The organism is Streptomyces noursei, from assembly GCF_016917755.1.
Classification (GTDB): Bacteria; Actinomycetota; Actinomycetes; order Streptomycetales; family Streptomycetaceae; genus Streptomyces; species Streptomyces yunnanensis.
In genome coordinates, this window is sequence record NZ_CP070326.1 from 5,686,214 (window position 1) to 5,704,195 (window position 17,982).

The 17,982-nt window shown below is 73.5% G+C and carries 19 protein-coding genes; 12 read left to right on the forward strand and 7 right to left on the reverse strand.

Translation table 11 applies throughout. The features are described from left to right. Positions 1-9: 9 nt before the first annotated feature. From JNO44_RS25230 to JNO44_RS25240, 3 genes are read left to right on the forward strand one after another with little or no spacing between them, the layout of a single operon-like run. Positions 10-1,251 carry a CHAD domain-containing protein gene (locus JNO44_RS25230; RefSeq protein ID WP_420882754.1) on the forward strand — a complete coding sequence of 414 codons (1,242 nt, stop codon included), beginning with the start codon at positions 10-12 and terminating at the stop codon, positions 1,249-1,251. Between the two features lie 18 nt (positions 1,252-1,269). Beyond that, entirely contained in the window at positions 1,270-1,755 is a 486-nt protein-coding gene (locus JNO44_RS25235) for an NUDIX hydrolase (RefSeq protein ID WP_205366205.1), read from the forward strand. 48 nt (positions 1,756-1,803) lie between these two features. Beyond that, positions 1,804-2,682, forward strand: a complete 879-nt coding sequence (locus JNO44_RS25240) for a helix-turn-helix transcriptional regulator (protein ID WP_205366206.1) — start codon at positions 1,804-1,806, stop codon at positions 2,680-2,682. 51 nt (positions 2,683-2,733) lie between these two features. Here JNO44_RS25240 and JNO44_RS25245 read toward each other — a convergent pair whose 3' ends face one another. Beyond that, positions 2,734-3,594, reverse strand: a complete 861-nt coding sequence (locus JNO44_RS25245; RefSeq protein WP_205366207.1) for a class I SAM-dependent methyltransferase — start codon at positions 3,592-3,594, stop codon at positions 2,734-2,736. 231 nt (positions 3,595-3,825) lie between these two features. Here JNO44_RS25245 and mshA point away from each other — a divergent pair, with 231 nt between their 5' ends. Both mshA and JNO44_RS25255 read left to right on the forward strand, forming a co-directional pair. Continuing rightward, entirely contained in the window at positions 3,826-5,223 is a 1,398-nt protein-coding gene (mshA, locus tag JNO44_RS25250) for a D-inositol-3-phosphate glycosyltransferase (RefSeq protein ID WP_420882679.1), read from the forward strand. Beyond that, positions 5,216-5,785, forward strand: coding sequence for a type III secretion system chaperone family protein (locus JNO44_RS25255; RefSeq protein ID WP_205366208.1), 570 nt, complete (start codon positions 5,216-5,218; stop codon positions 5,783-5,785). The genes mshA and JNO44_RS25255 overlap by 8 nt, the downstream gene beginning before the upstream one ends. Here JNO44_RS25255 and JNO44_RS25260 read toward each other — a convergent pair. The 4 genes from JNO44_RS25260 to JNO44_RS25275 form a co-directional block, all read right to left on the reverse strand. Continuing rightward, positions 5,782-7,092 carry an alpha/beta hydrolase family protein gene (locus JNO44_RS25260; RefSeq protein ID WP_205366209.1) on the reverse strand — a complete coding sequence of 437 codons (1,311 nt, stop codon included), beginning with the start codon at positions 7,090-7,092 and terminating at the stop codon, positions 5,782-5,784. The two genes, JNO44_RS25255 and JNO44_RS25260, sit on opposite strands and share 4 nt — an antisense overlap. Before the next feature lie 175 nt (positions 7,093-7,267). After that, entirely contained in the window at positions 7,268-7,687 is a 420-nt protein-coding gene (locus JNO44_RS25265) for a nuclear transport factor 2 family protein (protein WP_205366210.1), read from the reverse strand. Beyond that, positions 7,684-8,070 carry a deoxyxylulose-5-phosphate synthase gene (locus JNO44_RS25270; RefSeq protein ID WP_205366211.1) on the reverse strand — a complete coding sequence of 129 codons (387 nt, stop codon included), beginning with the start codon at positions 8,068-8,070 and terminating at the stop codon, positions 7,684-7,686. Before JNO44_RS25270 ends, JNO44_RS25265 begins: the two co-directional genes overlap by 4 nt. Positions 8,071-8,094: 24 nt before the next feature. Continuing rightward, entirely contained in the window at positions 8,095-9,489 is a 1,395-nt protein-coding gene (locus JNO44_RS25275) for an MDR family MFS transporter (RefSeq protein WP_205366212.1), read from the reverse strand. Between the two features lie 243 nt (positions 9,490-9,732). Between JNO44_RS25275 and JNO44_RS25280 the strand changes: the two genes are divergently transcribed. After that, entirely contained in the window at positions 9,733-10,494 is a 762-nt protein-coding gene (locus JNO44_RS25280; RefSeq protein WP_039633913.1) for a phosphoglyceromutase, read from the forward strand. A gap of 318 nt (positions 10,495-10,812) precedes the next feature. Here the strand turns inward: JNO44_RS25280 and phoU are convergent, their stop codons facing one another. Beyond that, positions 10,813-11,490: a phosphate signaling complex protein PhoU gene (gene phoU, locus JNO44_RS25285; protein ID WP_205366213.1), complete on the reverse strand. Its 678-nt coding sequence runs from the start codon at positions 11,488-11,490 to the stop codon at positions 10,813-10,815. Between the two features lie 358 nt (positions 11,491-11,848). On the opposite strand from phoU, the gene phoR reads away from it, so the two are divergent. Together phoR and phoP are read left to right on the forward strand one after the other, a co-directional pair. After that, positions 11,849-13,117 (forward strand): two-component system sensor histidine kinase PhoR, encoded by a 1,269-nt coding sequence (gene phoR / locus JNO44_RS25290; protein ID WP_205366214.1) that lies wholly within the window; start codon positions 11,849-11,851, stop codon positions 13,115-13,117. Between the two features lie 5 nt (positions 13,118-13,122). Beyond that, positions 13,123-13,794, forward strand: coding sequence for a two-component system response regulator PhoP (phoP, locus tag JNO44_RS25295; protein WP_466869767.1), 672 nt, complete (start codon positions 13,123-13,125; stop codon positions 13,792-13,794). A gap of 79 nt (positions 13,795-13,873) precedes the next feature. Here the strand turns inward: phoP and JNO44_RS25300 are convergent, their stop codons facing one another. Next, on the reverse strand, positions 13,874-14,473 hold the full coding sequence (locus tag JNO44_RS25300; protein ID WP_205366215.1) for a copper chaperone PCu(A)C domain-containing protein: 600 nt from the start codon (positions 14,471-14,473) through the stop codon (positions 13,874-13,876). 748 nt (positions 14,474-15,221) lie between these two features. Between JNO44_RS25300 and JNO44_RS25305 the strand changes: the two genes are divergently transcribed. From JNO44_RS25305 to JNO44_RS25320, 4 genes are all read left to right on the forward strand, one after another. Next, on the forward strand, positions 15,222-15,704 hold the full coding sequence (locus JNO44_RS25305) for a CarD family transcriptional regulator (protein WP_003953493.1): 483 nt from the start codon (positions 15,222-15,224) through the stop codon (positions 15,702-15,704). A 386-nt stretch (positions 15,705-16,090) separates the two neighbouring features. Beyond that, positions 16,091-16,837 carry a 2-C-methyl-D-erythritol 4-phosphate cytidylyltransferase gene (ispD, locus tag JNO44_RS25310; RefSeq protein ID WP_039633882.1) on the forward strand — a complete coding sequence of 249 codons (747 nt, stop codon included), beginning with the start codon at positions 16,091-16,093 and terminating at the stop codon, positions 16,835-16,837. Further along, positions 16,830-17,360 (forward strand): 2-C-methyl-D-erythritol 2,4-cyclodiphosphate synthase, encoded by a 531-nt coding sequence (ispF, locus tag JNO44_RS25315; RefSeq protein ID WP_205370480.1) that lies wholly within the window; start codon positions 16,830-16,832, stop codon positions 17,358-17,360. The genes ispD and ispF overlap by 8 nt, the downstream gene beginning before the upstream one ends. 142 nt (positions 17,361-17,502) lie before the next feature. Then, a complete protein-coding gene (locus JNO44_RS25320; protein WP_073448385.1) occupies positions 17,503-17,907 on the forward strand; it encodes a PPOX class F420-dependent oxidoreductase in 405 nt (134 codons plus the stop codon). Positions 17,908-17,982: the final 75 nt, after the last annotated feature.

Consider the following 17,982-nt stretch of genomic DNA (forward strand, 5'->3'; position numbering starts at 1 on the left):
GGGGACGGTGTGTACGGGGACGGGATGTACGGGGAGGCGCTGCACGGGGCGGACGGCGGTCCGTTCGGGGCGGTGCGGGGTTACGGCAGTTACGACAACGGGGTGCCGTACGGGCTGGCCGACGGCCCGGCCCACGGCGGCGGGGTGGAACTCGCCGGCCGGACGGCCGAGGAGGTGCTGGCCGGCTATCTGCACCGGCAGTCCGCGGAGTTCCTGCGCAGTCTGCGGCTCCATCGGGAGGCCGGTCCGGACGCGGCGGGCGCGGGCGAGGCGGCCCGGCAACTGCGCCGCGCCGCCCGCCGGATCAGTGCCACGCTGCACACCTTCCGGCCGCTGACCGAGGAGATCTGGGCCGACCAACTCCGCGCCGAACTGGGCTGGTTGAGCGGCACGCTGGCCCGGGAGCAGGCGTGCGCGGCGCGCCGCGACCAGCTGATGGCGGCGTTGCAGCGGCTGACCGGGCGGGGCGAGCGGATCGAGCGGGCGGCGGAGCGCGGCGGCCGGGGCGGACGGGGCGCCCGGAGCGCCCGGGAGGCCCGCCCGGCCGCGTCCACCGCCACCCCCGGTGCAAGCACCGGCTCCACTGGAGCGGCTTACGCCGCGCCCCCTGCTGCCGCCACCGAGCCGGACGCCGAGAGCGCGCTCGCCGCCGGTGCGGCCCGCGCCGGCGCCCTGCTCGACCGGCAGCTCACCCTCGCCCGTACGCGGGCGCACTCCGCCGCCCTCCAGGCGCTCGGCTCGTCCCGCTTCCACGCCGTCGCGGACGCGCTCGCGGTGCTGGCCTCCGAGGCGCCGCTGGCCCGCCGGGCCGGCGAGGTGTCCGCCGCGGAGGCACTGCCGCCGCTCGCCGAACTGGCGCACCGACGGCTCGCCGAGGCGGTCGCCACCCTGCCGCTGGCCCGCGCCGGCCACCCGTACAACGCCGACGCGCTCGCCGTGGACCCTCGCCAGGACGCGCCCTGGCACCAGGTGCGGCTGCTGGTCCGGCTGAGCCACTACGGCCAGGAGGTGGTCGCCCCGGACGCGGTCGACTCCCGGCTGACCGAGTCCGGCCTGGCGCTGGAGCACCACCGGGACGCCGCCGAGGCCGCCGCCGCTGCCGCCGCCGCGGCCCGTACGCCGCGGATCGCGCCGGCCACCGCCTACGCGCTGGGCGTGCTCCACGCCGACCAGCGCCACGAGGTCGAGGCGGCTCGCTACGCCTTCGGCCGGGTGTGGCTGCCGGGCCCGTCCGTCGAGCGCACCGGCTGAAGCGGGGCGAGGGGAGCGATGGGCAGGACGGCGGGCCGCAAGGACGGCGGGGCGGTCGGCGACCGGCCGCCGGCCGGGCCGATCCGGGCGGCGGGCTGCGTGCTGTGGCGCCGCGCGCCCGGCGGCGACGGGATACAGCTGGCACTGGTGCACCGGCCCAAGTGGGGCGACTGGTCACACCCGAAGGGCAAGCTGAAGCCGCGCGAGGACCCGCGGCGGGGCGCGCTGCGCGAGGTGCTGGAGGAGACCGGGGCGACCTGCGAGATCGGCCCGGAACTCCCCACCGTCCGCTATCTCGTCGGCGGTCGCCCCAAGGAGGTGCGCTACTGGGCGGCAGAGGCCACCGGCGGCGGGTTCATCCCCAACAAGGAGGTGGACCGGATGCTGTGGCTGCCGCCGGACGCGGCCCGCGACCTGCTCACCCGGGACCGTGACAGGGAACTGGTGGCGGCCCTGCTCAGCGCGCTGCACGCGACCGGCCGGGTGCCGGACGAGGACGGCTGAGCGACGCCGCGGAATTTCTCGTTCCGCCCCTCGGCGCATACTGGAGTGATGCTGCACGGGGAAATCGAGATCAGCGCCTTCCTCAAGGCGCGCCGTGCCGCGCTCGATCCGGCCGAGGTCGGCCTGCCCGACGGGTTCGGCCGCCGCCGGGTGCGCGGGCTGCGGCGCGAGGAGGTCGCCCAGCTCGCCGGGATCAGCGTGGACTACTACACCCGGATCGAACAGGGCCGGGCGCCGGCGGTCTCCGACTCCGTCCTGGACGCCGTCGCACGGGCGCTGCGGCTGTCGGACGGCGAGGTGGCGTATCTGCGGAACATCGCGGTGCCGCGCCGCCGGCCCGCCGAGGGGGCCGGTGACTGCTGCCCGCCGCTACCGGCGCAGACCGTCCGCCCGGAGATCCGGCGGCTGCTGGCGGCCATGGCCCCGACCGTCGGCGCCGTGGTGCTGGGCCGCGGTCTGGACATCCTGGCCTGGAACACCACCGGCGGCCGGCTCTCCTGGGACATCGAGACGCTGGCCCCCGAGCGGCGGAACACCGCGCTGCTGGTCTTCCTCGAACCGGCCTCGCGGGAGCGGTACCCGGACTGGGAGAACAAGGCCGAGGAGGTCGTCGGCAATCTGCGCGCCGAGAGCGGCCGGCACCCGGACGACCCGCGGATCTGCGAGGTGGTCCATGAACTCCTCGACCGCAGCCCGGAGTTCCGGCGACTGTGGGCGGCGCAGGGGGTGCACGAGTGCCTGCGCGGCACCAAGCGGGTGCGGCACCCGGCGGTCGGCGAGCTGACCGTCACCTTCGAGAGCTTCCGGCTGCCCGTGGACCCGGAGCAGGTGCTGGTGACGTACACCGCGCCGGCCGGCTCGGTCTCCGAGGACCGGTTGCGCGAGCTGGCGGCGGGTACGGCCGTCCCGGCCGGGAGCGTGCCCTAGCTGGCGTCTGTCCGGCGGATCATGGCCGGGTCCGCGGTGTCCGGCGCGGGCTCACCCCGGCGCGCCGCGGCGCGGGGCCAGCGCGTCCCACCGCACCGTGACCTCGCCCTGGCGCCGCCGGCGGGGGTCCCCGGCCAGCGGCCAGTCCGCGGCCAGCGAGGCGACGGCGGCGCGCCACCGCTGGCGGGCGCCCAGCGCGCCGAGCGGGGCGGCGCTCGCCCAGGCCCGGTCGAAGTCGCGCAGGAAGGCATGCACCGGCTCGCCCGGGACATTGCGGTGTATCAGCGCCTTGGGAAGACGTTCGGCCAGGTCGGAGGGGGTGTCGAGGGAGCCGAGCCGGGTCGCGAAGGTGACCGTGCGGGGGCCCTCGGGACCCAGCGCGACCCAGACGTGGCGCCGCCCGATCTCGTCGCAGGTGCCCTCCACCAGCAGCCCGTCGGGCGCCAGCCGGGCGCACAGCCGCGCCCAGACGGCGGCGACCTCGTCCTCGTCGTACTGGCGCAGCACGTTCGCGGCCCGGATGAGGACCGGGGCGCGGCCGGGCCCGCCGGGCAGCGGCACCTCGAAGCCGCCATGGACGAAGTCCAGCCCGGCGCGGGCGTACGGCAGGGCGGCGGTGACCCGGGCCGGGTCTATCTCGATGCCGACGACCTGGGCGTCCGGCCGCACCGTGCGCAGCCGCCCGAGCAGCTCCAGCGCGGTCCACGGGGCGGCGCCGTAGCCGAGGTCGACGGCCACCGGGTCGGCGGCGCGGCGCAGCTCCGCGCCGTGCTCGGCGGCGATCCAGCGGTCCATGCGGCGCAGCCGGTTGGGGTTGGTGGTGCCGCGGGTGGCGTTTCCGACCGGCCGGGACGGCGCGGGGGCCGGGGCGGCGGCGGTGCGGGAGGCGGAAACGGGGGAGCGGCGGGCCATGCATCGAGGGTATGGGGTCCCGGCGGGAGGGCCGGTCGGGAGCCCTGACCTGGGCCGCTCTGCGGGACGTGGGCATGCTTTGGCAAAGTACGAAGGGAAGGACAAGGGAAGTACACGGACCGCCACGAACAAATTTCGAAGACGTCGGGCCGGACGGAAATGGATGGCGGTCCGGTGTTGTTGGAGGGGGGCGGAGGCGCGCCGCCCGCCTCGCCTAGGAGGTAGCTCGCAGTGAGCCAATACGTGTCCCGGCTCCGCAGCCGGCATGGGGGTCCCCCCGGGCCGTCCAGGCAGTTCGCGGGTCCGTCGCGGCTGCGCCTGCCCGGAGCCCGCCGCCCCCGCCGGGTGGCGATGCTCAGCGTGCACACCTCCCCGCTCCACCAGCCCGGCACCGGCGACGCCGGCGGGATGAACGTCTACATCGTCGAGCTGGCCCGCAAGCTCGCCTCGCTCGGCATCGAGGTGGAGATCTTCACCCGGGCCACCACCGCGGCCCTGCCGCCCGCCGTCGAGCTGGTCCCCGGCGTGCTGGTCCGGCACGTCGCCGCGGGCCCGTACGAGGGGCTGGCCAAGGAGGAGCTGCCGGCCCAGCTGTGCGCCTTCACCCACGGCGTGATGCAGGCGTGGGCCGGCCACCGCCCCGGTTACTACGACCTGGTGCACTCCCACTACTGGCTCTCCGGCCACGTCGGCTGGCTCGCCGCGGACCGCTGGCGGGTCCCCCTGGTGCACGCCATGCACACCATGGCCAAGGTCAAGAACGCCGCGCTGGCCGACGGCGACACCCCCGAGCCGGCCGCCCGGGTGATCGGCGAAACCCAGATCGTCGGGGCCGCCGACCGCCTGATAGCCAACACCGCCGAGGAGGCGGACGAGCTGGTCCGGCACTACGACGCCGACCCTGGCAAGGTCGCGGTGGTCCACCCCGGCGTCAACCTCGACCGCTTCCGGCCGCTGACGGACGGCGGCCCGGGCGACGTCGCGGCCAGCCGGGCCGCCGCCCGGGCCCGCCTGGGGCTGCCGCAGGACGCGGTCATCCCGCTCTTCGCCGGCCGGATACAGCCGCTGAAGGCCCCCGACATCCTGCTGCGCGCCGCCGCCGCGCTGGTCGACCGGGACCCGTCGCTGCGCTCCCGGCTGGTCGTCCCGGTGGTCGGCGGGCCCAGCGGCAGCGGCCTGGCCAAGCCCGAGGGCCTGCAGAAGCTGGCCGCCCGGCTGGGCATCGCCGATCTGGTCCGGTTCCACCCGCCGGTCGGCCAGGAGCAGCTCGCCGACTGGTACCGCGCCGCGTCCGTGCTGGTCATGCCCTCGTACAGCGAATCGTTCGGGCTGGTGGCGATCGAGGCCCAGGCGTGCGGCACCCCGGTCGTCGCGGCGGCGGTCGGCGGGCTGCCGGTGGCCGTGCGGGACGGCGTCAGCGGCTTCCTGGTCGCCGGCCACGACCCGGCCGACTACGCCCGCGCGCTGCGCCGCTTCGTCGACGACGCCTCGCTGGCCGCCCGGATGGGCGGCGCCGCGGCCCGGCACGCCCAGTCCTTCGGCTGGGACACCGCCGCCGGGGCGACCGCGGATGTCTACACCGCCGCGATGCAGGAGCGCCGCCGTCACCTACGATCGCTGCATGGGTGAGGAACGGCGGCCCGCCGAGGGCGAGCGGCAGGCGACGGACGCCGGTGCGGTCATCGAGCGCACCCTGAAGGACGCGGATCTCGACTGGGAGTCGCCGGCCGCCGGCAACTACGTCGTCAAGCTGCCCGGCACCCGCAAGCTGTCCACGACCTGCTCGCTGGTCGTCGGCCGCCACTCGCTCTCCATCAACGCCTTCGTCGTCCGTCGGCCGGACGAGAACCACGAGGCCGTCCACCGCTGGCTGCTCGAACGCAACACCCGCCTCTACGGCGTCAGTTACGCGATCGACAAGCTCGGCGACATCTACCTCGTCGGCAAGCTCCCGCTGGTCGCCGTCACCCCCGCCGAGCTGGACCGGATCCTCGGCACCGTCCTGGAGAACGCCGACGGCAGCTTCAACACCCTGCTGGAGATGGGCTTCGCCTCGGCGATCCGCAAGGAGTACGCCTGGCGGGTGGCGCGCGGCGAGTCCACCCGCAACCTGGCCGCGTTCGAGCGGCTGACGCGGGGCGACGGGCAGGATCAGGGTCTGCCCGACCCTGACCCATCGGACAGGCCCTAGGACACGAACCGCACGTCCGGGTGGCGCGCGGACGGCCCGTCCAGCAGGTTCCCCCGGTCACGGCCGCGCAGCCAACGGTCGAAGAACGCGGTGACGTAGGCCCGCTCGGCGGCGACCGCGCGCTCCGGCCGGACCGTCCCGATCATCTCCGTGACGGCCTTGCGGGACAGCCCCAACTGCCGGGCGATCTGCGGGACCAGCGCCTCGGCGTCGGTGAAGGAGGCGTGCCGGCCGCCCCGCAGCGTCAGGTCCCGCAGCCAGGTCCCGCGCGCCGCGCTGTGCCGCCACACCGCGTCCCAGGACGCGACCGAGTGGTGGTCGTCCCCGGCCATGCCCATCAGCAGCAGCGGCCGGTCCACCCCGTCCCGCCCCACGGTGGACGGATGCGACGGATCGTCGTCGCGCTGGGTGTAGCCCATCACCCCGTCCATGTTCACCGCGGCTCTGATCCGCCGGTCGTCGTGCATCGTCTGCGCGGCGGTGAAGCCGCCCGCCGACTGCCCGAACATCCCCACCGCGGTCAGGTCCAGCGCGCCGCGCAGCGCGGGCGGCAGCACCGCGTCCCGCCCCGTCAGGGCCAGCGAGTCGAGGACGAACCGGGTGTCGGCGACCCGCACCGCACTGACCTTCTCCAGCAGCTCGGTGATCCGCCCGGTTCGCTGCGCCTTCGCCAGCTCCGCCCGCATCACGCTGTGCGCCACCCGGCCGTCCGGGAACTGCACGGCGGGCGCCTCGTAGGTGTGGTCGAGGGTCACCACGGCATAGCCGCGGGAGGCCAGTTCGTCGCAGAGCGTGCTGCCGAGCGCGCGGGGGTCGCCGGCGCCGGGGGAGTAGAGGACCACCGGCAGCCGCCGCCCGGCCGGCCGGGCCACCGGTGCGCCCTGGTGCGCGTGGGTGAGGGTGGCGCCCCAGGCCACCTTTCCCGCCGGGACGTGGTCGGCGAAGTTGTTCAGCCCGTCGAACCCGGCCGCCTCGGCCCGCGTCATCTGCGGCGCCCGCGGGAACCGCCCGGCGTCCCGGGTGGCCGGGTAGCGCACGCTCACCATCAGCTCCCGGTGCCGCTGCTCCGCGACCCAGGGATCCGAGCGGTGGCGGTCCGTCAGATGCAGGGTGGCGGTGCCGACGGGATACCGCCCGGTGGGCGCCGGGAGCGTCAGCACCGGCGCGCTGGCCGACGCCCGCGCGGCCCCCGCCCCGCTCGCCCTCCCCGGTTCCGCCGCCGGCGCCCCGGCCGTCGCCGCGACCGCCACCGCGATCGCCGTCAGCGCCCCGATACCCGCGGCCCCCCGCCGCACCCTGCTGCCCATCGCTGCTCCCCGTGGCTCGGTCCTCGGGCGCGGTGTGCGCCCGACGCGCGGCTCACCGCCCGTACGCAGCAGAATTCCCGGTCGGCCCGCCCCGATCGACCGTGCCGGCACCCGTCTTCGGGGTGTGGCCACCACGAAGAGCCGCGCCCGCCGCGAGGTCCGGCGGGACCCGCGGTCACCTCGCCCGGCCGCCCAGCGGCACCCGCCGGGGCAGGACCGTGCGGCGCGCGATCCGCCATCCCCCGGGCGTGCGCACCACCACGTCCTCGTAGGTCACGCTGCTGCAGCTGCCGTCCGCGCCGACCCCCAACCCCTTGGAGCGCACCCGTACCTGATCGCCCGTCACCGGTGTGACGACGATGTTGGTGACGTGATGCCCGACCGGGTTGCGCTCCGCCAGCGCGAGCGCCGCGGCCAGGATCTGTGCCGGGCCGTGCAGCACACCCTGCCCGAACACCGTCACGTCGTACCGGACGTCCGGCGTGAACAGCTCGTCCAGCCGGTGGAGTTCACCGTCGTCGAAGAGGTGCCCGTGCAGGGCGAGCAGCTCGGTGACGGCCGCGCGGTCCTCCGGGGTGAACGCCGCCGCGGTCATCGCCGGCCCCGTGTCCCGCGGGCGACGCCGGCCGCCTCGGGGAGTTCGCGCCGGACCAGCGCCCGGACCAGCGGCTCGCCGGTGGCGTCCGCGTACGCCCGCCGCTCGCGGACCTCGCGGAGTGTGCGCGGGCGGTAGCCGGGCCCGTCGCCGCAGCAGCCCGTGGTGTGGAAGCGGACCCCCGCGGTCAGCAGGACGTCGAGCACCCGCCAGCCCTCGGCGTCGCGACGCGGCGGCGCGGCGAACGCCGACCCCACGTGGATCAACTGCCGCGCGCACCGCGGACAGTGCCGCGGACGGCCGGCCGCGCGGGCCTCGGGGGGCGGCTGTTTGTAGGAGGCCCGGCAGGGGAGGCACACGAAGGACGACTTCCGAGGCGGCATGCGGGGGAGGGTAGCCGAGCCGTACTACGAGTTCGACGGGATTTCCGCCCGCCCGGTCCCGGCCCGCTCGTCGGCGGATGGGGCCGCGTCGGCGGGGCCCTGACCGGCGGATTCCGCCCGGTTCCCGGCGACGGTGGCGGTGCCGCCGGACGGCGCCGCCTTCCCCGGCAGCCGGCGCAGCAGCAGCCCGTACCCCAGTGCCGCCACCGTGCCGACGGCCGCGCAGCCGGCCCAGAGCACGTCGGGGCCGTAGTGGTCGATGATCGTGCCGCCGACCAGCGGGGCGGCCAGCGAGGCGACGGACCAGGACAGCGCGTACATGCCCTGGTAGCGACCGCGGCCGTGGAGCGGCGACAGGCGGACCACCAGCCCCATCTGGGTGGGCGAGTTGATGATCTCGCCGAGGGTCCAGACCGCGACCGCGACCGCGTACAGGGCGACCGAGCCGGCCAGCGCCGTCATCCCGAAGCCGTAGCCGGCGAGCAGCGCCGAGCCGACGAGCAGCACGGCCGGGCTGCGGTGCTCGATGAAGCGGGTGACCGGGATCTGGAGCAGCACGATCAGCACCCCGTTCACCGCGATGACCAGCCCGAAGTCGGCGCTGGAGAAGCCGGCCCGGCCCATCGACACCGGCATCGAGACGTACGCCTGCTGGAACAGCAGCGCCAGCAGGAGGTTCAGTCCGACGACGGTCATGAAGCGGCCGTCGCGCAGCACGGTCAGCATCGAGACCCGCCCGGCGCCGGCGGCCGACGCCCCGGTGGACGCCGGGTCGTCCGCCGCCCCGCCCGCCTCCGGCCGGGACTCCGGCAGTTTGAAGAACACCACCAGCGCGCAGGCCAGCACCAGCGTGGCCTCGCCCAGGAAGAGGGCCAGATAGCCGTGTTCGGCGATGAGCCCGGCGGCGGTGGAGGAGAAGGCGAAGCCGAGGTTGATCGCCCAGTAGTTCAGGGAGAACGCGCGGACGCGGTCCTCGGGGGCGACGATGTCCGCCATCATCGCCTGCACGGCGGGGCGCGAGGCGTTGGTCGCCATGCCGACCAGGCCGGCCACCACCGCGATCGCCACCGGGTCGGTCATGAAGCCCAGCAGCGCCACCGACGCCGCCGTGGACACCTGCCCGATCAGCATCGTCGGCCGCCGCCCGAGCCGGTCGGTGAGCACCCCGGCACCCACCGACGAGACCACCCCGCCCAGCCCGTACAGCGCCCCGACCAGGCCCGCGTACGAGGCCGAGTAGCCGCGCTCCACGGTGAGGTAGAGGGCCAGGAACGTGGCGACGAACGCCCCCAGCCGGTTGACCAGCGTGCTGGTCCAGAGCCACCAGAACTGCGGCGGCAGACCGGAGACGCTCTCCACGGCGGCCCGCCGTATCCGGGACGGGCCCCGCCTCCGGGACTTACTGATAGGCGCGGACATGACATTTCCCCCTTGGATGCCGGCCCGCACCCGCACGGGCGGGCAACCGCGACGGCCGGACGGCGTGCGACGACGTTCGATACGGTAAGTGGCGAAAGCGCCAAGCGCACACTACAAACCGGAGGGTCGGCCAGCCACTCGTTTGACGGGAAACGTCAAACGTCAACGACCCCGCCGCCCCCGGATCCGCGCAGGTGGCGGCCGCACGCGGGGACACCCCCGGCGTCGATTACGCTCGACGGCATGGCCACCGCACCGTACAAGCTGATCCTGCTCCGCCACGGCGAGAGCGAGTGGAACGCGAAGAACCTGTTCACCGGCTGGGTGGACGTCAACCTCAACGAGAAGGGCGAGAAGGAGGCGGTCCGCGGCGGAGAGCTGCTCAAGGAGGCCGGCCTGCTCCCCGACGTCGTCCACACCTCCCTCCAGAAGCGCGCGATCCGCACCGCGCAGCTGTCCCTGGAGGCCGCCGACCGCCACTGGATCCCGGTCCACCGCAGCTGGCGCCTGAACGAGCGGCACTACGGCGCGCTCCAGGGCAAGGACAAGGCGCAGACCCTGGCCGAGTTCGGCGAGGAGCAGTTCATGCTCTGGCGCCGTTCGTACGACACCCCGCCGCCCCCGCTGGCGGACGGCACCGAGTTCTCCCAGAGCGACGACGCGCGCTACGCGTCGATCCCGCCGGAGCTCCGCCCGAAGACGGAGTGCCTGAAGGACGTCGTCACCCGCATGCTCCCGTACTGGTACGACGGCATCGTCCCGGACCTGCTGGCCGGCCGCACGGTCCTCGTCGCCGCGCACGGCAACAGCCTGCGCGCCCTGGTCAAGCACCTCGACCAGATCTCCGACGCGGACATCGCCGGCCTGAACATCCCCACCGGCATCCCGCTCTCCTACGAGCTCGACGCCGACTTCCGCCCGCTCACCCCCGGCGGCACCTACCTCGACCCGGAGGCCGCCAAGGCCGCCATCGAGGCAGTGAAGAACCAGGGCAAGAAGAAGTAAGCCCGCACGCACAAGCCCCCCTTCCTGCGGTTTCGCCGCAGGAAGGGGGGCTTGCTTCCGTGCTCCGGTGGCAGCCGCTCGTCAGCAGCTGCCGCCGCATTGGCACGGGCCGCCGGACTGGCAGCCGCAGCCACAGCCCGGTCCGCAGCTGCATCCGCTCAGGAGCGGGAGCAGCGGCCGGCCGGCGGCCGGCGGCTCGTTCGGGGACGCGGGGATGGGGGAGTCCGCCATGAGTGCCATGTATTCGCCTCCTAGGGGTCACCTGGTGCTTATTGCAAGCCCGGGTGCATAGGCGCGTCAACGGCGCGTGGGCGCACGTTACGCGCCCTCCACCGCCGTCGGCGAGGCGATCTCGTCGGCGTGCTCGCCGGTCACGAGGTAGACGACCCGCTTGGCCACGGACACCGCGTGGTCCGCGAAACGCTCGTAATAGCGGCCCAGCAGGGTCACGTCCACGGCCGTCTCGATGCCGTGCTTCCAGCGGTCGTCCATCAGGTGCTGGAAGAGCGTGCGGTGGAGCAGGTCCATCGCGTCGTCGTCCTGCTCCAGCTGGAGCGCGAGGTCGACGTCCTTGGTGATGATGACCTCGCCGGCCTTGGCCATCAGGCGCTGCGCCAGCTGCCCCATCTCCAGGATGGTGGCGTGCAGATCGCGCGGCACCGCCCGCTCCGGGAAGCGCAGCCGGGCCAGCTTGGCGACGTGCTGGGCCAGGTCGCCGGAGCGCTCCAGGTCGGCGCTCATCCGGAGCGAGGTGACGACGATCCGCAGGTCGGTGGCGACCGGCTGCTGGCGGGCGAGCAGGGCGATGGCCCGCGCCTCCAGGTCGCGGTGGAGGTCGTCGACCTTCTCGTCGGCGGCGATGACGTTCTCGGCCAGCTTCAGGTCCGCGTCGAGTATCGCCGTGGTGGCGCGCCCGATCGCGGAGCCGACGAGCCGGGCCATCTCGACCAGGCCCTCGCTGATCGAGTCCAGCTCCTCGTGGTACGCGTCCCGCATCAGTGACCTTCTCTCGCTTCGAGGATTCCGAGTGCTCCCGGGGGATTCCGGGGGGCGTTGCGTGGTGATGAATGGGAGGTGGCCGTGGCGCCTACGCTCCCACGGACCGGGCGCCGGGAGGTCCCCGCACCCTCAATGTGCGGCCGGATCGCGACGTGCGGGGCCACCGGGGGTGAACCACCACCGACCTGGAGGTGAACTCTGGGAGTCGCGGCCGCAGCCGCGAGGGCGCCCGCCCGGCCCGGCCGTCGCGGTGAGTGAACCGTCACCGACGCCTCGGTGAACTCTGGGCGAAGGGTGGCCGAGCAGCATCTCCGACCGCTGGGGGAGTGTCGGAATCGGCACATACTCTGGATTCATGAACGTGGACGCGGCCGTCGCCGCGATGGCAGCGATCGCCGGGCTCTGCACCGGCGTCTTCGCCATGCTGGCGTTCCGCTGGAGTGAGCGGGATCAGGCCAAGCCCACCCGTACGTCCCTGCACACCGAGGCGGTCCTGCCGCCCGGTGTCGACACCGTCCTGTCGGTGCTGCGCTCCTCCGCCGTCGTCCTCGACGAGGCCGACACGGTGGTCAAGGCAAGCTCCGCCGCGTACGCCCTCGGGCTGGTCCGCGGCGGTCGGCTGGCCGTCGAACCGATGCTCCAGATGGCCCGCGACACCCGTCGCGACGGGGAGATACGCCAGGTGGAGCTGGACCTTCCGCGCCGCGGCACCGGCCGCGGGGACGCCCTCGCGGTCTCCGCCCGGGTCGCCCCGCTCGGCTCCCGGCTGGTCCTGCTGCTGGTCGAGGACCTGACGGAGGCCCGCCGCATCGAGGCGGTCCGCCGGGACTTCGTGGCCAACGTCAGTCATGAGCTCAAGACCCCCGTCGGCGCCCTCTCGCTCCTCTCCGAGGCCGTGATGGACGCCAGCGACGACCCGGAGGCGGTCACCCGCTTCGCCGGCCGGATGCAGAACGAGGCCACCCGCCTGACCAACCTCGTCCAGGAGCTCATCGACCTCTCCCGGGTGCAGAACGACGACCCGCTGGAGGACTCCGAGCCCGTGCCGGTCGACGAACTGGTCGCCGAGGCCGTCGACCGCTGCCGCCAGCAGGCCGGCACCAAGCAGATCACCATCGCCGCCGGCGGCACCGCCGACCTCACGGTCTGGGGGAACCGCGGTCAGCTCGCCGCCGCCCTGGGCAACCTCGTCGAGAACGCCGTCAACTACTCCCCGGCGCGCACCCGCGTCGGGATCGCCGGCCGCCGGGTCACCGCACCCGGTGGCGACCTGATCGAGATCGCGGTGACCGACCAGGGCATCGGGATATCCGAAAAGGACCGGGACCGCATCTTCGAGCGGTTCTACCGCGTGGACCCGGCGCGCTCGCGCGCCACCGGCGGGACCGGCCTCGGCCTCGCCATCGTCAAACACGTGGCCGCCTCGCACGGCGGGGAGGTCACGGTGTGGAGCGCTGAGGGACAGGGCTCCACCTTCACCTTGCGTCTCCCGGAAGCCGGGGCCGTCCGCGACCGCGAGCGGCCCTCGGACCTCACTGCGGAGGGCCTCGACGACGAGGACCGCCCGTACGAGACCTTCAACGATCCGCTCCCAGCTCACCCAGCCCCGGAGGTCCTTCCGTGACCCGAGTGCTTGTCGTCGAGGACGAGGAATCGTTCAGCGACGCACTGTCGTACATGCTTCGCAAGGAGGGCTTCGAGGTCGCCGTGGCGGCCACCGGCCCCGACGGCCTGGACGAGTTCGAGCGCAACGGCGCCGACCTCGTCCTGCTGGACCTGATGCTGCCGGGTCTGCCCGGCACCGAGGTCTGCCGCCAGCTGCGCGGCCGCTCCAACGTCCCCGTCATCATGGTGACCGCCAAGGACAGCGAGATCGACAAGGTCGTCGGTCTCGAAATAGGGGCCGACGACTACGTCACCAAGCCCTTCTCCTCCCGGGAACTGGTCGCCCGGATCCGCGCCGTGCTCCGCCGCCGCGGCGAGCCGGAGGAGGTCGCCCCGCAGGCCCTGGAGGCCGGCCCGGTCCGGATGGACGTGGACCGCCACGTCGTCACGGTCTCCGGCGGCAAGGTGGACCTGCCGCTCAAGGAGTTCGACCTGCTGGAGATGCTGCTGCGCAACGCCGGCCGGGTGCTGACCCGGATGCAGCTGATCGACCGCGTCTGGGGTGCCGACTACGTGGGCGACACCAAGACCCTCGACGTCCACGTGAAGCGACTGCGCGCCAAGATCGAGCCCGACCCGGGCGCCCCGCGCTATCTGGTGACGGTCCGCGGCCTGGGCTACAAGTTCGAGCCGTAGGCCGCCGCCCGCGAGCGATGTGCGTGAAGGGGCGCCCCTCCCGACCGGAGAGGCGCCCCTTCACCTGTTGCTGCGGACCTCAGTGGCCGGTGTGCGCCGACTCCGAGGGCGAGGCGGAGGTCGACGGGGAGGCCGACTCCGAGGGCTTGCCGCTCGCGGAGGTGGACGGCTGCGGCGTCACCGACGGGCCGTAGTTCTCGAAGATGTTCTTCGCCGGGACGACGAAGGCGTTCAGCGTCACCTTGCCGGTCGAGCTGAAGGTGAAGGTCAGCGGCTGGGCGTTGCCGTCCTGGACGGCCTCCCGGCCGCTCGCCAGGACGGCGCTGGGGTTGCCCTGGCCGCCGATCACGACGGAGCCGCCGGCCGGCACGTTGATCTTGGCGGACGACAGCTTGGCGGACTGGCCGCTGCCGTCGACCGAGATCCCGGTCAGCTGCTGGTCCTTGTCGCCGGAGTTGAACAGCGTCGCGGTGATCGCGGCCGGCCCCTTGGCGGTGGGGTCGGGCTGGGTGACGACGTTGGCGTTCTGGACCTTGATCGTGCCGACGCTGGTCTCGGCGTTGTCCGGCTTGACCCCCAGCGTCTGGGCGTCGTTCCCGGCGCCGCACGCGGAGAGAGTGGCGATCGAGAGCGAGAGGACGGTGGCGGCGAGGACGCCGCGTCGAAGGCTGCGGCTCACGGCGGCGGCATCTCCTTGACGAGCTACGGCGGCCGAACGTTCGTGCCCGGTCGCGGATGGACGGCTGTGGGCGGACTCGTGTACGCGTCATGGGGACGCGCACGTAAAGCCGCCCTAAGGGTTGGTCAGCGCCGCTAGGTTACCGAGCCGTCCTCGCGGTGCCGCACCCGACCCGCCTCCTGCGCGATCACGCACCCGCCGCCCGGCCCGGCCGGCCCGCGGCGGGGGTGGCGGCCGGCGGTCCGGACGTCCCCCGGACGGGATTTCCGGAAGTCGATCTCGGGCGGATCTCGGTGGCGATCTCCGGAGAACTGGGAGGCATATTCCGGCACGCGGCCGTTCGAGTGGCGGCCGTGGTGTTTCCCCCGGTGAAAAGCGGTATTCACAAGGAATGCACATGCCGCCCGAAATTGATCACACACCGGCGTGCGGGAGTGTTGATCAATTCCGGGAAACGCACCCGACTCGTCACCAAGCGTCCGAACGGAGTAGCGGAACTCGCTCATGCGGATCGGTGCAAATCAGGACGTACGGCTCATTGATCACCGGGTTTCCGGTGCGCCGTGGGTGGCATTCCGGGCCCCCGTGAAGCCCCTCCCACCTGCGAATACCTGCACCGAGTGTCCCCTCGCAGCACGTTCCGGGCGCTGTTGTCAAGCCCCGAGATATGCCCTGACCTGCGAAAACGCCATTCAGAACGGCCCGTTCCCGTGTTAGCATGGATAGCCACGGAAGGGGTACCTGTCACATGACGTTCAAGGTTGGCGACACCGTGGTCTATCCCCATCACGGGGCCGCGCTGATCGAGGCCATCGAAACTCGCCAGATCAAAGGCGTGGACAAGACCTACTTGGTGCTGAAGGTCGCGCAGGGCGACTTGACTGTTCGTGTGCCAGCGGACAACGCGGAGTTCGTCGGCGTACGCGACGTGGTTGGTCAGGACGGGCTGGACCGGGTCTTCGAGGTGCTGCGTGCACCGTATGCCGAAGAGCCGACGAACTGGTCCCGTCGCTACAAGGCAAATCTTGAGAAGCTCGCTTCCGGCGACGTGATCAAGGTCGCCGAGGTCGTTCGTGACCTGTGGCGGCGCGAGCGTGAGCGCGGACTTTCCGCCGGTGAGAAGAGGATGCTCGCCAAGGCCCGCCAGATCCTGGTGAGCGAGCTGGCCCTCGCGGAGAACACCAACGAAGACAAGGCCGAGGCCCTGCTGGACGAGGTCCTCGCGTCCTGACGACGCGCACGCCGACTGCGGCGCAGTGCTGTGGTGACGCAGCGGTGTGACAACGCAGCGGTGTGACGACGCAGCAGCAACGTAGCAATGCCGCGGTGCCCGAGTGACGACCGTCTTCCGGAAACGGAAGGTCTGTTGCCGGGCGCTGCGGCATATCTGCGGGCGGTGCGTGGGAAAGCCGGAGGCCGAGCCGGCGGCGGCTTCCTCGGGGAAGCCTGCCGGGCCCCATGGTGGCGTGCCGGGCTCGGGCTGATGCCCCGACCGATGTCACGGAAGGGTTCCGGTCAAGGCGTAACGCCCGGCACTCCCAGGCCATACCCACCTCGCCCGAGGAAACAAACCTGTCTGCCCCAATTCCGGGCCGAGCCCGGACTCCGGAGCCATCGATGTCAGATCCTTCCCGCCCGGTCCGTACCGCGGCGGTCATCCCCGCAGCCGGCCTCGGCGTCCGGCTCGGTCCCGGCGCCCCCAAGGCCCTGCGCACCCTCGGCGGCACCCCGATGCTGGTCCACGCGGTCCGCGCGATGGCCGCCTCGCGCGCCGTCACGCACATCGTCGTGGTCGCCCCGCAGGACGACCCCGAAGGGGTCCGCCGCCTGCTCGACGCCCATCCGCTCGCCGACCGCACCGGGCTGACCGTGGTCCCCGGCGGGACGACCCGCCAGGAATCCGTCCGGCGCGGGCTGGCCGCGCTGCCGGACGGCATCGACGTGGTCCTGGTCCACGACGCGGCCCGCCCGCTGGTGCCGGTCGAGACGGTGGATGCGGTGATCGCGGCGGTCCGCGACGGCGCCCCGGCCGTCGTCCCCGCGCTGCCGCTGGCCGACACCGTCAAGCAGGTCGAACCGCGCCCCCAGGGCACCCCGGAGCCGGTGGTCGGCACCCCGGAGCGGTCGCTGCTGCGCGCCGTGCAGACCCCGCAGGGCTTCGACCTGCCGACGCTGCTGGCGGCGCACGAGATCGTCGTGGAGGGCGAGGGCGCCACCGACGACGCCGGGCTGGTGGAGCGGCTCGGGAAGCCGGTGGTGCTCGTCCCGGGCCACGAGGAAGCGTTCAAGGTGACCCGGCCGCTGGACCTCGTCCTGGCCGAGGCCGTACTCGCCCGCAGGAGGGCCACCGATGGCTATGTCTGATCCGTCCGGGACCGTTCCCGCGCCGCCCGCCGTGCCCGGCGTCCCGCTCGTCGGGGTCGGCACCGACGTGCACGCCTTCGAGCAGGGCCGCGAGCTGTGGTGCGCCGGACTCCTCTGGGACGCCGCGGAGAGCGACGGCTACGGCCTGGCCGGGCACAGCGACGGCGACGTGGCCGCGCACGCCGCGTGCGACGCGCTGTTCTCCGCGGCCGGCGTCGGCGACCTCGGCGCGCACTTCGGCACCTCCCGCCCGGAGTGGTCCGGTGCCTCCGGGGTGACGCTGTTGGCCGAGGCGGCACGGATCGTCCGGGCCGAGGGTTTCGCCATCGGCAATGTCGCGGTGCAGGTCATCGGCGTCCGTCCGAAGATCGGCAAGCGCCGGGACGAGGCGCAGCGGGCGCTGTCGGCGGCGGTCGGGGCGCCGGTCTCGGTCTCCGGCACCACGACCGACGGGCTGGGGCTGACCGGTCGCGCCGAGGGGCTGGCCGCGATCGCGACCGCCCTGGTGGTGCGCACCGGCTGAGGCCGCCGGCGGGCCGGAACGAGGTTCCGCCGATTGGCCGTACCGCTCGGGAATGCCCGGCGCAGCAAAGGGCGTTGGGGAAGAATCACGGGTAGTCGTGTCCATCGGAAGTCCTCGGTTCGGCCCGCGGGAAGGATCCTTCGTGACTGCAACGCTCTCCGACCAGCTCAAGGAGCTGCTCGACTCCCCCGTCTTCGTGACGGTGGGGACGATCCAGCCGGACGGCAGCCCCCAGCTCTCCCCGGTCTGGGTCAAGCGGGACGGCGACGACCTGCTGATCTCGACGACCGTCGGCCGGCGCAAGGAGCAGAACATCCGCCGCGACCCGCGGGTCTCGGTCGTCCTCCAGCCCTTCGACGCGCCGTACGGCTACGCCGAGATCCGCGGCACCGCCAGCCTCAGCACCGAGGGCGGGCAGGAGCTGATCGACGAGCTGTCGAGGAAGTACACCGGCAAGTCGTACGCGGAGTTCAACCCGGCCTCGGCCGACGACGACCAGCGGGTCGTGGTCCGGATCACCCCGCGCAAGGTGGTCGGCCGGATCTGAGTCGCCCGGGACGGCCCGTCCGCAAGTCCGGGCGAATCGGACGGCTGTGACGCTTCGGTGTCCCCGTGTCCAAGA

Coding starts and splice junctions, on each gene's coding strand:
- phoU (WP_205366213.1), bottom strand. CDS start 11,490: ATGCGGGACGCGTACCACGAGGAGCTGGACTCGATCAGCGAGGGCCTG.
- JNO44_RS25270 (WP_205366211.1), bottom strand. CDS start 8,070: ATGCCGCCTCGGAAGTCGTCCTTCGTGTGCCTCCCCTGCCGGGCCTCC.
- JNO44_RS25280 (WP_039633913.1), top strand. CDS start 9,733: ATGGCCACCGCACCGTACAAGCTGATCCTGCTCCGCCACGGCGAGAGC.
- JNO44_RS25260 (WP_205366209.1), bottom strand. CDS start 7,092: ATGGGCAGCAGGGTGCGGCGGGGGGCCGCGGGTATCGGGGCGCTGACG.
- ispD (WP_039633882.1), top strand. CDS start 16,091: ATGTCAGATCCTTCCCGCCCGGTCCGTACCGCGGCGGTCATCCCCGCA.
- JNO44_RS25265 (WP_205366210.1), bottom strand. CDS start 7,687: ATGACCGCGGCGGCGTTCACCCCGGAGGACCGCGCGGCCGTCACCGAG.
- ispF (WP_205370480.1), top strand. CDS start 16,830: ATGTCTGATCCGTCCGGGACCGTTCCCGCGCCGCCCGCCGTGCCCGGC.
- JNO44_RS25305 (WP_003953493.1), top strand. CDS start 15,222: ATGACGTTCAAGGTTGGCGACACCGTGGTCTATCCCCATCACGGGGCC.
- JNO44_RS25245 (WP_205366207.1), bottom strand. CDS start 3,594: ATGGCCCGCCGCTCCCCCGTTTCCGCCTCCCGCACCGCCGCCGCCCCG.
- phoR (WP_205366214.1), top strand. CDS start 11,849: ATGAACGTGGACGCGGCCGTCGCCGCGATGGCAGCGATCGCCGGGCTC.
- JNO44_RS25235 (WP_205366205.1), top strand. CDS start 1,270: ATGGGCAGGACGGCGGGCCGCAAGGACGGCGGGGCGGTCGGCGACCGG.
- JNO44_RS25255 (WP_205366208.1), top strand. CDS start 5,216: ATGGGTGAGGAACGGCGGCCCGCCGAGGGCGAGCGGCAGGCGACGGAC.
- JNO44_RS25275 (WP_205366212.1), bottom strand. CDS start 9,489: ATGTCCGCGCCTATCAGTAAGTCCCGGAGGCGGGGCCCGTCCCGGATA.
- JNO44_RS25240 (WP_205366206.1), top strand. CDS start 1,804: ATGCTGCACGGGGAAATCGAGATCAGCGCCTTCCTCAAGGCGCGCCGT.